This is a genomic window from Streptomyces sp. RB17 (genome assembly GCF_009604455.1).
Taxonomy (GTDB): Bacteria; Actinomycetota; Actinomycetes; order Streptomycetales; family Streptomycetaceae; genus Streptomyces.
This window is the reverse complement of sequence record NZ_WEGL01000009.1, coordinates 471,507-485,210: the sequence shown is the minus strand read 5'-3', so window position 1 is coordinate 485,210 and position 13,704 is coordinate 471,507. Positions and strand designations below refer to the sequence as shown.

Genomic DNA, 13,704 nt, shown 5'->3' with positions numbered 1-13,704 from the left:
GGTTGGGGCTCCTTGTCAGGCTGTTGTCGACTCATGCTGCTTCCGTCCGGTCCGCCGCCATCCCGGCCGCGTCCAGCAGGGCGGTTCCCACGATCAGGTCGGCCCCGCCGAATTCGGGGTCGTCCAGCTCCGTGCCGTCGTCGACGGCGAACAGCAGCTTCTGTTCACCCTGCCGGTAGGCGGTACCGACGGCCGGGCTGGCCGCGTGAACGGCCAGCAGGGCCACCAGATAGGCCAGATCGGGGTCACCGGTGCGCCGGGCCTCGGCCAGCAGTCCCGACAGCCGGCGCGGGGCGTCGGCCGGCAGGTCCAGCAGGTCCATCGCCGCGGCCAGCTGCTCCTCGCTGAACCGGCTGTCGTCCGGTGTGGCGATCAGGTCGGGCTCGGGCATCTCCGCGCCCAGGTGCTCCCGCTCCACCGGAGGCGTCAGCAGTATGTCGACGAGGTCCGCCACCCGGACGGACACCGGTGTGCGCAGTCCGGTGCCGTGGGCGAAGAACGCGTCCGTGACCCGGATCGCCTGGTCCAGGGGCAACGGCAGGACGGGGGCGACGAGATGGCCGTACAGGTCTGTTCCGGATGTCGTCGCCGGTGTGGCGAAGGCCTGCCGGTCCTGCTCGGCGCGGAACAGCGGGCCCGCCTCCAGAAGTCGGGACTGGAGCTGGGTGTGCCGCCGGATGCAGTCCTTGACGATGTCGACCAGTTCGGCGGCGCGGCGCTTGTGCTCGGGCTCCTCGGTCTCGTCGCGGGCCTTGCGGATGTTGGTGAGGATCGCGTTCTCGTGGCGGTAACGGTCGGCCACGTGGTCCAGGGCCTCGGCGATCATGTCGGGTACGGCATTGAGCCAGTCGACCGCGCGGACGTTGCGCCGGGTGGCCTCCAGGGCGCGGCGCAGGGTCTCCGAGTACTGCACCGTGCGGTAGCGGGCCTGCTCGGCGGCGAGCTGGGCGTCGGCGAGCCGGCCGCGGCTGATCAGCACCTCCAGCTTGACCTCGGCGGCGATCTGGGCACTGGTGACGTCGGTGTCGAGAGCGCCGACCAGGACGTTGACCGCCTCGTCCGTCGTGCGCAGGTACACCGTGCCACCAGGGCCCGGGACCTCCTCGATGAGCTTGAAGTCGTAGTCCCGGCGGACGTACGTGCCGTCCGGCGCGAAGGTGCCGTAGACGGCGCGGAAGCCGCGGTCGACGCTGCCGACGTTGATCAGGTTCTCCAGGACCCAGCGGGCCACACGCTCGTGCTCGGCGGTCGGCCGGTGCGGGGCCTGGGCGGCGATGCGCGGGACGAGGCGGGCCACGATCTGCTCGTGGTCGGCGCCGGTGTCGAAGTCCATGTTGAGCGTGACCAGGTCGATGGCGGCGAGGGCCACCTCGGCCATGCCGTACACCGAGTACTCACCGGCCAGGTTGGCCTTGCGTGCGTCGAGGTCGTGCAGCGGCGCGGTGCAGGCGAGCGCGCGCAGCCGCCGCGCCAGGCCCTCGTCGGCGGCCGGGCCCGGAGCCGGGCGCGGCCCCGCGCTGAGCTGGGGCGGAACGCTGTCCGTCGATGCAGGCGAAGTCACGGTGCACAGAGTAGGTCCTGGGTCTGACATCGACCCAAACGAGCGGCTCCGCCGGTTTGACCGACAGGGGTGCGGTTCGTTCTTCGGGCGCGGGCCGGCCGTCGCCGGCCCGCGCCCTTACGGGGCGCTTCCCTCGCCCACCCGTCGCCGGTACACCTCCACCATCCGCTCCAGTGAGTCCGCGAGGTACGTCTCCAGCAGCCGCTCGGCCTCGCGCTTGTCTCCGGCCTGCAGTGCCTGCAGGATCCGGCGGTTGCGGGCCAGATAGGGCTCGTGCAGCCGGCGCGGGTCGTCGACCACATGGAAGGCGAGCCGCAGCTCGGCGAAGACGCTGCGCATCAGTTCGTCGGTGCGTTCGCTGCCCGCGAGGGCGACCAGTTCCCGGTGGAAGTGGATGTTGGCGGTGCCCAGCGCGTTCCAGTCGTTCTCCGCGGTCGCCCGCTCCCCCTCCGCAACCGCCGCGGCCACCGCCTCCAGCCGGTACGGCGGCTCGCCGAGCCCGCGCACGACGGCGCACTCGACCAGGGAGCGCGCGCGGAAGATGTCCTCGACGTCCTCGACGGTCAGGACCCGCACGAACACCCCGCGGTTGAGCTCGTGGACCAGCAGGCGTTCGTGCGTGAGCAGCCGGAACGCCTCGCGCAGGGTGTTGCGGGAGACCCCGAGCGCCCCGCCGATGGCGTCCTCCGACAGCCGGGTGCCGGGCGGGAAGTACCCGTCGGCGATGCGACTCCGGAGGATGTCCGAGACCCGCTCCGCCGTGCTGGTACGCCCCAGGAGCGCACGGTCGTCGGCCAGTGACGTCAACTGCTCTGCCATGCCGGAATTCAATCGCACAGTCCGGGACGAAACAACATGGGTATTGAAGGATCGTTGAACGATCCTCTACCGTGCCCGGGACGGCATTGCTCACGTCCCGAGGAGCCGGCATGACACAGACACCACGTACCGAGGACCTCCCCGTCACGGCAGTCGAGGAGCACGCGCACGCGTGGACCCCGGAAACCGCCCGGGCCCGCTTCCGGGACGGCCTCGCGGGCCCGACTTCCGGTGTCGCCGCGGGCCACACCCAGGCCAACCTGATCTCGGTACCGGCCGACTGGGCGTACGACATGCTGCTGTTCTGCCAGCGCAATCCCAAGCCGTGCCCACTGCTGGACGTCACGGACGCCGGCTCCACGTCGACCGTCCTGGCCGAGGGCGCCGACCTGCGCACGGATCTGCCGCGCTACCGGGTGTGGCGGGACGGCGAGCTGGTCGAGGAGCCCACCGACGTGCGCGCGCACTGGCGGGACGACCTGGTGTCGTTCCTGCTCGGCTGCAGCTTCACCTTCGAGTGGGCGCTCGCCCGGGCGGGGGTGCCGATCCGGCACGTCGAGCAGGGTCGCAACGTGCCGATGTACGTCACCACGCGCCCGTGCCGGGCGGCCGGGCGGCTGCGCGGGCCGATGGTGGTGTCCATGCGGCCGGTGCCGGCGGAGCACATCCGGTCCGCGATCCGGGAGAGCAGCCTGTTGCCGGCCGTGCACGGCGGGCCGGTGCACTGCGGAGACCCCGCGGGCCTCGGTGTCGAGGATCTGGCCCGCCCCGACTTCGGCGAGCCGGTGACCGCCGCGCCCGGTGACATCCCGGTGTTCTGGGCCTGTGGTGTGACCCCGCAGGCGGCGGTGATGGCCTCCCGGCCGCCGTTCGCCATCACCCACGCCCCCGGCCAGATGCTCCTGACCGACGCCCGCGACGAGCAGTACCGGCTGGTCGGCATCGTCTGAGGCCGCCGGGGTCGGCCTCCGCGCGACGGACGTGATCCTTCCGTGTGCGGTGCGACCACGCGGCGCGCTCCCGTGACCCGCCCGCCGCCCCCCGGCAAGCAGGCCACCGCGACACGCCCCGGGCACGGCACCGCTCGTACCGGTGCGGCGGAGGAGACAAAGACGGACCTGTGCCACGCGCGCGTGCTCGACTTCCCCGCTGCGACGCCCGCGCCGGCCGACTACCAAGGCGCCGACACCGAAGCGGGCCCCGCCAGGGGAACTCCCCGGGGAGGCCCGCTCGTCGGCGCGATCCGGGCCCGTCGGACGGGCGCCCGGCGGTCTCTCGGGCGGCCCTCCGACCGCCGGAACTACCCGGTGACCGTTGTGGTTCGCGCCGCCTGCGGGCCGATGCCTGCGCAAGCCGTATCCGGCACCGTGGCCGCACAGGCCGCACCCACCGCCGAGGCCGCGCCGACCGCACAGGGCGCCGGAACCGGACAGCCCGAATCTGCCACCCTGGCCGCAGGCACCGCCTGCCTCGCCCCACAGGCGGCGCCGACCGACGAGGCCGCGCCGACCGCACCTGGCGCCGCGGCCTCTCCAGGCGTATCCGGCTCCGGGACCGTGGCGGCACGAACCGCCACCCCCGACCTCGCGTCACCGGCCAGGCCGACCGCCCGGACCACGCGCGCCACACCAGGCACGCCGGCCTGGCCGCCCGTGTCCGGCACCGTGGCCGCACCGACCACCACCGCAGGCCTCACTTCACCAGCCGCACCGACCACCACCCCCGGCCTCGCCGCTCCGGCCGCCCCAGTGACCGTCGAAGCGCGGGCGGGACCAGCGACCGTCGCAACACAGGCAGAGCCAGCGACCTTCGAAGCCAGGACAGAACCAGCGACCGTCGCAGCTCCGGCTGCACCGGCGACCGTCGCAGCGCGGGCCGTTTCGGAGCCGGTCGGCGCCGTCGGGCTCGGTGTCCCCGGTGTGTTCGTGGCTGCAGGGCGCCGCTGAGCCTCGGCGTCCTGGGTGGGGGCCTCCGTCAGGGCGGCCAGGGCCGCGGACGCCGCCGCCGAGGCACTCAGGTCGAGGCGGGCGCTGGTGCCCCGGGCCCGGTGGTGCAGCTCGTCGGCGGCCAGGCGCAGCAGCTGGGGCAGCAGGTCCTTGCAGCGCCGGGCCACCCAGGCCGTGCCCGCCGTGGCGAGCCACAGCAGGCTCGCCGCCCGGGTGGGCGCGGGGAACTCCGGTTCGGGGGACGGCGGTTGTCCGGTCGGACGGCCCGCCTCGGAGAGCAGGGCGTGGAAGCGGACGGCGAGCTGCCGGTGGCCGCGCTCGCCCGGGTGCAGCCGGTCGGCGCTCCACAGGTCCCGGTCGGTGATCCAGGAACCGTCCGTGGCGTGCAGGTGGACGGCACCGTAGCGCTCGGACAGCGCGTGGACGACCGTGTTGACGGCCCGCAGCCGGCGGGCCAGCGGACGGGCCAGAGCACTGGGCAGTCCCAGCATCGCGCCGGGGTCGGGCAGGCAGGCGGTGAGCAGGGTGGCGCCCTCGCGGGTGAAGGCCGCGTAGACCGCGTCGAGATGGGCGGCCACCGCCTGGATGTCGAAGGTGCGGCGCAGTGTGTCGTTGACGCCGATCACCACCGACACCAGGTCGGGACGGAGTACGAGGGCGGCCGGAGTCTGCCGCTCCAGCACGTCACGGGTCTGCGCACCGCTGACCGCGAGGTTGGTGAACTCCACGGCGTCGGCGGTCTCGGCGAGGGAGGGCGCCAGCAGCGCGGCCCAGCCCCGCCAGCCGTCCCCCGCGGGGTCGCCCACGCCCTGGGTGAGCGAGTCCCCGAGGGCGACGAAGCGGACGGGGCTCATGCCACGCCCTCCGGCACGGTGCGACGGACCCCGGTCGGGCGGAGCACCTCCGCGTCGTGGGCCGCGAGGAACGCCTCCACGGCCGCACCCCAGCCGAAGCACTCCGCTCGCGCGCGTGCCGCCTCCCGGCGTGCATGCTCGCCACGGTCCAGGAGCAGTTCCACGGCGTCCGCGAACGCCTCGCCGTGGTCGGCCGCGGTCGCCCCGGCGGAGCCGATGACCTCGGACAGCGCGGACGATCTGCTCGCCACGACGGGCGTGCCGCACGCCATGGCCTCCAGGGCGGCGAGCCCGAAGGTCTCGGCGGGCCCGGGCGCGAGGGCGATGTCCGCACTCGCCTGGAGGGCGCCGAGCGCGGCCCGGTCGGAGACGTGCCCGAGGAAGGTCACGGGCAGCCCGTGCTCCCGCGCGCGCTGCTCGAGCCGGGCCCTGAGCGGCCCGTCCCCGGCCACCACGAGCACCGCCCGGCGCCCGCGCCGTATCAGCGCGTCCAGGGCGTCCAGCGCGGTCCCGGGCCGCTTCTCGACGGACAGCCGGGAGCACATCACGAGCAGCGCCTCGTCCCCGCGCGCGTGCAGGGCGCGCAGGCCCGGGTCGCGCAGCGTGGGGTGGCGTTCCGTCAGGTCGACGCCCAGGGGGGCGCGTACGACGTTGCGCGCGCCGATGCGCACGAACTCGCGCTCGGCGAACTCGGTGGTGCACACCACCCGTGAGTAGACGTGCGCGGTACGGGTGTTGAGCGCGTCGGCGGCGCGCCGGGAGAGGTGCTCGGGCAGGCCCCAGGTGCGCAGCACGCCGTCGGCGGTCTCGTGGGAGACCATCACGGCGGGCACGCGCGCGCGGCGGGCCCAGCGGCCGGTCCAGCGCAGGGTCGTGCGGTCGGAGACCTCCAGGCGGTCCGGGGCCAGCTCTTCCAGGAGGGCGGCCACGCGCCGCTTGTCGGTCAGGACGCGGTAGCCACCGGTGCCGGGCAGGAGGGGGCCGGGGAGGGTGATGACGCGGCCCTGCTCGGTGTCGCGGTCGGTGTGCCGTTCGCCGGGCACGATCAGGACGGGGTCGTGGCCCGCCGCCTTGAAGCCCTTGCCCAGCTCGCGCAGTGCGGTGCGCAGGCCGCCGGAGGCCGGGGCGACGAAGTTGGCGAGCCGGACGATGCGCAGGGAGTGGCCGGTCATGCCGCCACCGCCGTCTTCCGCGCCGCGAGCACGTCGTCGTAGTGGGCGATCAGCTGGTCGCCGACGGCGGCCCAGGTGCGGCCCTCGACCATCGCGCGCGCGGCGGCGCCGAACGCGGCCCGCCGGGCCGGGTTGGCGGCCAGTTCCCGGACGGCCTCCTGCACGGCGACGGCGTCGCGCGGCGGGACCAGGTATCCGGTGCGGCCGTGGGCGACCAGGTCGAGCGGGCCGCCGGCGGCGGGCGCGACGACCGGGACTCCGCTGGCCATGGCCTCCTGGACGGTCTGGCAGAACGTCTCGAAGGGGCCGGTGTGCACGAACAGGTCCAGCGAGGCGAAGATCCGGGCGAGGTCGCCGCCGGTGCGGCGGCCGAGGAAGACGGCACCGGGCAGGGCCTCGGTGAGATGGGCGTGGCTGGGCCCGTCGCCGACGACCACGACCTTGACGCCGTCCAGGCCGCAGGCACCGGCGAGGAGTTCGACGTGCTTCTCGGGGGCGAGCCGGCCGACGTAGCCGACGATCAGCTCGCCGTTCGGGGCGAGTTCGCGACGCAGTGCCTCGTCGCGCAGATCTGGCCGGAAACGTACGGTGTCCACGCCGCGCGGCCACAGCCGGACCCGGGGCACGCCGTGCGTCTCCAGGTCGCTCAGGGCGGCGCTGGAGGGGGCGAGGGTGCGGTCGGCGGCGGCGTGCACGGAGCGGATCCGGCGCCACGCGGCCGCCTCGCCGGCACCCATGTAGGTGCGGGCGTAACCGGCCAGGTCGGTCTGGTAGACGGCGACGGCAGGGATGCCGAGCTTGGCGGCGGCGGCCATGCCGCGCACGCCGAGGACGAAGGGGCTGGCGAGATGGACCACGTCGGCGCGGTGTTGGACGAGCGCCGCGGCGAGCCGTCGGCTGGGGAGGGCGACGCGGACCTGGGGGTAGCCGGGGAGCGGGAGGGAGGGGATCCGGACGACCGGGCACGGGGCGTCCGTGTCCGGTCCGCTGCCGGGAGCGGGGGCGGGGGCGACGACGAGCGGATGGTGACCGCGATCTACGAGGTGCCGGGCGGTCTGGAGCGCGCAGTGGGCCACGCCGTTCACATCGGGGGGAAAGGATTCGGTCACGATGACGACACGCATACGGGTGTTGTCGCCGCGCAGGACGTGGCCGCGTCAACTTCGATCTTTCCGCCCGGAGAACGTCCTGTGAGCGTTGAGCTGCACACCCACGCAGGTCAGACGGCCGTCATGACCGCCTGACCTGCGGGACACCCGGTGTTCACCCGGCGGGCGGTCGTCCGCCCGGGGCGGGGGTCAGCCGAGAGCGGCGTCGGGTCCGAAGCGGCTGCGTACCGCCGTCTGTACCTCCGCCTCCTCGGCCGGATCGGCGGCCAGGCGGCGCAGGCGCTCGACGACCCGCGCGTCACCGGTCTCGGCGTGCCGGGCGGCGACTTCGCGGGTGGTCTCCTCGCAGTCCCACAGGCATTCGACGGCGAAGCCGGTGGCGAAGGAGGGGTCGGTGGCGGCCAGGGCGCGGGCGGCGCGGCCGCGGAGATGGGAGGAGGCCGTCTCGCGGTAGACGTGGCGCAGAACGGGGGCGGCGCAGGCGATGCCGAGACGCCCGGCGCCGTCGACGAGGGTCCACAGCGTGGGCGCGTCCGGTCCCTCGCCCCGTACGGCCTCGCGGAGGGCGCCGAGCACGAGGTCGCGGTCCTGGGCGCCGCCGCGGCAGGCGAGCATGCGTCCGGCGGCGGCACCGAGCGCGTCGGGGCGCTGGGCCCAGCGGCGGGCACGCTCGACGGCGGTGATGCTGCACATCCGTTCGAAGGCGTCGACGGCGGCCTCCACGACGACGGTCGTGCCGTCGGCGACGGCCGCCTCGATCAGGTCGAGCGCCTCGGGGTCGTTGCTGTCGGCGAGATAGCGCAGCGCGGTGCAGCGGGCGCCGTCGATGCCCGTCCGGGCGGCCTGGACGATCTCCGGCCGGTCCTCGGGGCCGGCCACGGCGACCAGACAGCGGGCGGCCGGGACGTGGAGGGCGGCGCCGCGGTCCATGCCCTGCTGCGCCCATTCGAAGACGGCGCGCACGCTCCATCCCGGCCGGGGGCCGGTGGGCCGCATCTGCCGCTGCCAGCGGTCGAAACAGCCGGTCTCCTGGGCGGCACGCACGCGTGTGGCGATCGATTCGCGCGGATCCTTCGCCCACAGGCGCCATGGCCTCGGCTCGAAGGCGTCGCGTACGGCGGCGGCCAGCTCGGCCTCCCCCTCGGGGTCGGCGGGGAAGCGGGCCAGAACGGGCGCGGCGAGGGCGCGCAGGCCCGCGTCGTCGTCCCTGAGGGCCAGCTCGTCCAGGGCCCAGGCCCAGTTGGAGCCGTGGGCGGCGTACCGGCGCAGCAGTTCGAGTGCGTCCCGCCTGCCGTAGGACGCGAGATGCCCGAGGACGGCCAGGGCGAGGCCGGTGCGGGACTCGTCGGTGTCGAGGACGTCCTCGGGGTCGAAGAGGTGCGCCTCGATCGCGTCCAGCTCGCCGTTCAGGTCGAGGTAGAGCCGGGCGTAGTAGAGGGAGCGGTTCTCCACCTGCCAGTCGTGGCGGGGATCGCGCAGTACACAGTGGTCCAGGGCCGCGAGGGCTTCGGCGCGCGGGGCGGTGAGCGCGTGCAGCGTGCCGTCGCCGCGGCCTCGCTGGAGCAGGCCGAGCAGCGTACCGCTGGGCGCTATGACCGGATCGAACATGGGAAACAGCCTCACATCAAGCGTCGACGCAACCGGGAAACACGCATTACCTGGCCGCGTGACACAACGTCGGAGCGCCCGCCGTCTCGTGCTTGCTGAAGACCATCTCTCTCTGCCTCTCGTCGGTGGCCCATGCGGACCGCATCACGGCCCGCGCGGTGCGGCAACGCCTGCCCAGCCATCGCGTCCGTGAATCACGTCGTCATGATGACCCGGCCGTTCGCGCTGCCGCGACCGTATTTCCGGCGGCCCTTTACCGCCTCCCCCGTTTTCCGTGTCGTACCTGCTCAGGAAAGGCGCGTCAGTGCGCGCCGAACAGCTCCAGGAGTTCCGTCTTGCCGAACATACGGGCGGTGTCGACGGCCGACGGCGTGCCCGCGGCGGGGTCGGCTCCGCCCTCCAGGAGGGCCTTGATCACGTCCGCCTCGCCCTTGAAGACCGCGCCCGCGAGCGGGGTCTGGCCTCGGTCGTTGACCTGGTCCGCCGCGGCGCCCCGGGCGAGCAGGGCGCGCACCGCTTCGGCGTGGCCGTGATAGGCGGCGAGCATCACCAGGGAGTCGCCGCGGTCGTTGGTGAGGTTGGCCGGAACGCCGGCGTCGACGTACGCCACGAGTGCCTCGGTCTGCCCCTGCCGGGCCAGATCGAAGATCTTGGTCGCCAGCTCCACGACCTCGGGGTCGGGGGCTTCACTCATCGGCGGGACCGCCTCTCCTGCGAACTTCGGGGACTTCAGGGAGCGTACGGCAGCGAGAGCGGAACGCGGCCGTACGAGTGAATCGCCAGGGTACTGGCTCGCGCGGCACATGACCCGATGTGTCCGCGGCAAAGATCACGGACAGCCCCCACCGGAGGCAACCGACCGGCCCAGCCGGGCCGTGAACCGCTCTGCCGACCGGGTGAAATCAACCGTAATTCACCCAGTTGCACCTTTAATCATATGGATACATCCTGTGATCCTGGAAGAACTCATGGTGACTGTCCCCCCTCGACACCAGGAGGCCTCAAATGATCCTCTCCATGTCCGGCGTGCTCATTCTCGGCGTCGTCGTCTTCCTGTTCTTCCGCAAGGACGGGCTCAAGGGCTCGCACGCCACGGTCACCGCCCTGTTCGGCTTCTATCTCGCCAACACGGGCATCGCCCCGAGCATCAAGGCCGGCGGCGAGAGCCTGGCGAGCCTCCTGGGGGGCATCAAGTTCTGACCCCGGCCGTCCCACCCGCACGCACCACCAGGAGACAGCAGTGGCCCGGCGCCCTCTCCCCCGCATTCTGAGCAAGGACAGCGCCCAGATCGCCCGGACGCAGCTCGCCCGGAGCCGGGAACTGGCCCGGACGGCGGCCGACAGCGCGACCGATGTCCTCCACCCGCTGATCACCGTCACGCGCGGGCTGCGTCGGCTGGCCTCGGCCGGGCGGCGCAGATGGGCGGACACACCCCAGGACAAGCGCGGGCCGCTGCTGTTCCTCGTGGCTTCCGTGATCCTGGCCGTGGCGCTGATGCCGTACGGGCCGCTGCTCGCCGTCATCACCGTGATGGCGGCGGCAGCCTGGCAGGGCCGTGACCACACCCCGCCGGTCCCCGAGGGGCCCGACGAGTGCCAGAGCGAACGCCTCCAGTCCCTCTACGAGGCCCTGGTGCCGTACTTCTCCAGCGCCGAGGACCCGGCGCCGCTCTACGCGCACGGCGGGGAGTGGGAAACGGCCTTCATCACCTACGAGTTCGACGACGCCGGGCGCGTCGGCCAGCTCGTGATCCGTTACCCCGCCTACTTCCCGGACGGCGAGTCCGAGGCCCGCATGCGGATCGAGCAGTTGCTCACCGCGAAGGCCGGCCGGGGACGCGAGTACCACTTCGCCTGGGACGAGGAGGGCAACCAGCTCACGGTCACCGTGCTGCCTCCACTGCCCGCCGACATCCCCGCCCAGCACTTCGTCACCGCGCCCGGCGAGACCGTCCTCGGCTTCACCGACCCCAGTGAGGTCCAGCGCACGCTCCCCCTCTCCTACGGAGAGGAACAGATCGACGTGCCGCCGGTCGTGTGGCGCACCGGCATCCGCTCCACCGAGCCGCACCTGCTGGCCATGGGCCACCCCGGCAGCGGCACCTCGACCCTGCTGCGCTCCATCGCCCTGCAGGCCCTCCAGCACGGCGACGTCCTGATCGTCGACGGCGGCGGCACCGGCGAGTACGCGTGCCTGACCGGCCGGGACGGCGTGCTGGCCGTGGAGTGCGCATTGCCCGGGGCGCTGGCGAGCCTGGAGTGGGCGGCGCAGGAGACCGAGCGGCGGCTCATCGCCGTCAACCTGGCCAGGCAGGCGGGCGACCCGCCGCCGGCCGACGCCCGCCGCCCACTGTGGATCATGCTGGACCGCCCGTCCGTCTTCGCCCACCTCGCCGAGACGGACGGCCGCAAGGACCCGCAGGCGCTGCTCGCCGTGCCGCTGCGGCACGGCCGCGCGGCCAACGTGACCGTCGTGGTGGCCGAGCAGTTCGACAGCGCGGAGACCTTGAGCGACGCGGTACGGCAGCACACACGCGCGCGTGTCGTGCTCGGGCCCGCGGCGCCTCGGCAGGTGGAGGCGGTGCTGGGCGCCCCACCGCACACGACACCGCTCGGGCATGTGCCGCCGGGGCGGGGGTACGCGCGGCTGGGGTCGGGTCCGGTGCACCGGCTCCAGGTGCCGCGTACGCCGGATCCGTACGACGACGCGACCAGCGACGCAGACCGGCAGGCGGTGCTGGAGTTGCTGCCGGCGCGGGCCACTGCCGTGGGGGCTCAGCCGACGGAGGCTCCGGAGCCGACGGATCTCACGAAGCCGGCGGTGGCTGCGGAGGCCGCGGGGTAGCGCCGTTGGGGTTCGGGTTTACTGCCGGGTGCGGGGCCGTCGTGGCCGTTCGCGTAGTTCCCCGCGCCCCTTCAGGGCCCTCCGGCTGCAGCTCCCCGGGGGCGCGGGGAACGGCGCGACAAGCCCCCACGCGCCCGCAGTCGCCGAAGAACCCGGTGCCCCGAGCCATTGGGGCGCCCGGCCTACGCCACAAACGTGCCCTGCGCCTCCACGCCGCCCCCCGTGGCTCCCGTCTCCACCAGGCGGACCGCGGCGGACAGCCGGGCCGCCGCCTCGTCCGCCACCGCCCCGCCGACGGTGAACGGCAGCCGGAGATAGCCCTCGAACGCGCCGTCCACGCCGAAGCGCGGGCCGGACGGGACGCGGACGCCGGTCCGCTCGCCCGCCTCGGCGAGCCGGGAGCCGGACAGGCCGCCGGCGCGGACCCAGAGGGTCAGACCGCCGCTCGGGACGCTGAACTCCCATGCCGGCAGCTCGCGCCGGATCGCCGCCACCAGCGCCTCCCGGTTCTCGCGGGCCTGGGCCCGGCGCAGCTCCACCGCCTGTTCCCAACCCCCCGTACTGAACAGCCAGTTGACGGCCAGCTGTTCCAGCACCGGCGTACCGAGGTCGGCGTACGCCCGTGCGGCGACCAGGCTGCGGATGACGTCCGGAGCCGCCCGTACCCAGCCGATCCGCATGCCCGCCCAGAACGCCTTGCTCGCCGAGCCGACCGTGATGACGGTCGAGCCGGCCGGGTCGAAGGCGCACACCCGGCGCGGCATCCCGCCGTCCGCGAGCCCCTCGTCCAGCCACAGCTCGGTCATCGTCTCGTCGGCGACGAGCACGGTGCCGGCCGAGCGCGCCGCGTCCACCAGTCGGCGCCGCTGGTCCTCGTCGGCGAGCGCGCCGGTGGGGTTGTGGAAGTCGGCGACGACGTACGCGAGGCGGGGCGCGGCCTCGCGCAGGACCTGCCGCCAGCGGTCCAGGTCCCAGCCGGACAGGCCCTCGGCCATCGCGACGGGCACCAGACGGGCGCCGGCCTCCCGCATCAACTGGAGGATGTTGGCGTAGGACGGGGACTCGACGGCGATCCGCTCGCCGCGCCCGGCGAAGAGATGGCAGATCGCGTCGATGGCGCCCATCGCGCCGGTCGTCACCATGATCTGCTCGGGCATGGTGGGGATCCCGCACGCGGTGTAGCGCTCGGCGATCATCGAGCGCAGCGCGGGCAGGCCGGCCGGGTAGTCGCCGTGCGTGTGGGCGTACGGCGGCAGTTCCTCCAGGGCGCCCCGCACGGCGCGGGTCAGCCATGGCTCGGGGGCCGGGAGCGAGGCGCAGCCGAGGTCGATCATCGAGCCCAGGGCCTCGGGGGGCAGGGGTTCCAGACCACGGGCGGGCAGCGGGTTGCCGGCCGGTACGGCGGTCCAGCTGCCGGCGCCGCGCCGGGACTCCAGGAAGCCCTCGCCGCGCAGCGCCTCGTACGCGGCCGCGACGGTCGTACGGCTCACGGACAGCGCGAGGGCGAGTTCGCGTTCGGCGGGCAGGCGGGCGGCCACCGGGACACGTCCTTCGAGCACCAGCAGCCGGATGCCGTCGGCGAGGGCGCGGTAGGCGGGCGGACGGCGGGTGCCGGGGCCGGCCGGGCGGTCCTGCTGGGACGTGAGGAGCCGGGCGAGCTGCGCGGCCCCCATCGCAGAGGTCCACTGCGCCATGACGATCAGTCCACCTTCCCCGAATTGGCCATGGATGGCCGTCCATCTCAAGCCACAGAGTGACACGGGTCAGGCCACCGCCACCACCCAGGGGGG

General features: G+C 74.0%; 10 protein-coding genes and 1 pseudogene. 3 read left to right on the top strand and 8 right to left on the bottom strand.

All coding sequences use genetic code 11. From position 1 onward, the window contains the following. Positions 1 to 31: 31 nt before the first annotated feature. Together SRB17_RS36090 and SRB17_RS36085 are read right to left on the bottom strand one after the other, a co-directional pair. Positions 32 to 1,561: a hypothetical protein gene (locus tag SRB17_RS36090; protein WP_323376847.1), complete on the bottom strand. Its 1,530-nt coding sequence runs from the start codon at positions 1,559 to 1,561 to the stop codon at positions 32 to 34. Positions 1,562 to 1,678: 117 nt separating this feature from the next. After that, entirely contained in the window at positions 1,679 to 2,380 is a 702-nt protein-coding gene (locus SRB17_RS36085) for a GntR family transcriptional regulator (RefSeq protein WP_153544817.1), read from the bottom strand. 110 nt (positions 2,381 to 2,490) lie between these two features. On the opposite strand from SRB17_RS36085, the gene SRB17_RS36080 reads away from it, so the two are divergent. Next, positions 2,491 to 3,330: a putative hydro-lyase gene (locus SRB17_RS36080; protein ID WP_153544815.1), complete on the top strand. Its 840-nt coding sequence runs from the start codon at positions 2,491 to 2,493 to the stop codon at positions 3,328 to 3,330. A 1,016-nt stretch (positions 3,331 to 4,346) separates the two neighbouring features. Here SRB17_RS36080 and SRB17_RS36075 read toward each other — a convergent pair. The 5 genes and pseudogenes from SRB17_RS36075 to SRB17_RS36055 form a co-directional block, all read right to left on the bottom strand. Further along, positions 4,347 to 5,180 (bottom strand): annotated as a pseudogene (locus SRB17_RS36075) (SGNH/GDSL hydrolase family protein); the annotation flags it as partial. Beyond that, entirely contained in the window at positions 5,177 to 6,352 is a 1,176-nt protein-coding gene (locus SRB17_RS36070; RefSeq protein ID WP_153544813.1) for a glycosyltransferase, read from the bottom strand. The pseudogene SRB17_RS36075 and the gene SRB17_RS36070, both read right to left, overlap by 4 nt. Beyond that, the gene (locus SRB17_RS36065) at positions 6,349 to 7,476 is read right to left on the bottom strand and encodes a glycosyltransferase family 4 protein (RefSeq protein WP_153544811.1); all 1,128 of its coding nucleotides are present in this window, start codon (positions 7,474 to 7,476) and stop codon (positions 6,349 to 6,351) included. Before SRB17_RS36065 ends, SRB17_RS36070 begins: the two co-directional genes overlap by 4 nt. A 174-nt stretch (positions 7,477 to 7,650) precedes the next feature. Beyond that, complete coding sequence (locus SRB17_RS36060; RefSeq protein WP_153544809.1) at positions 7,651 to 9,069, bottom strand: HEAT repeat domain-containing protein; 1,419 nt, start codon at positions 9,067 to 9,069, stop codon at positions 7,651 to 7,653. A gap of 301 nt (positions 9,070 to 9,370) precedes the next feature. Next, positions 9,371 to 9,763: an ankyrin repeat domain-containing protein gene (locus SRB17_RS36055; RefSeq protein WP_153544807.1), complete on the bottom strand. Its 393-nt coding sequence runs from the start codon at positions 9,761 to 9,763 to the stop codon at positions 9,371 to 9,373. A gap of 311 nt (positions 9,764 to 10,074) precedes the next feature. Between SRB17_RS36055 and SRB17_RS36050 the strand changes: the two genes are divergently transcribed. Then, positions 10,075 to 10,269 (top strand): hypothetical protein, encoded by a 195-nt coding sequence (locus SRB17_RS36050; protein WP_153544805.1) that lies wholly within the window; start codon positions 10,075 to 10,077, stop codon positions 10,267 to 10,269. Between the two features lie 40 nt (positions 10,270 to 10,309). Continuing rightward, positions 10,310 to 11,914, top strand: a complete 1,605-nt coding sequence (locus SRB17_RS36045; protein ID WP_323376845.1) for a hypothetical protein — start codon at positions 10,310 to 10,312, stop codon at positions 11,912 to 11,914. Between the two features lie 182 nt (positions 11,915 to 12,096). Here the strand turns inward: SRB17_RS36045 and SRB17_RS36040 are convergent, their stop codons facing one another. Beyond that, positions 12,097 to 13,608, bottom strand: a complete 1,512-nt coding sequence (locus SRB17_RS36040; protein WP_153544803.1) for a PLP-dependent aminotransferase family protein — start codon at positions 13,606 to 13,608, stop codon at positions 12,097 to 12,099. Positions 13,609 to 13,704: the final 96 nt, after the last annotated feature.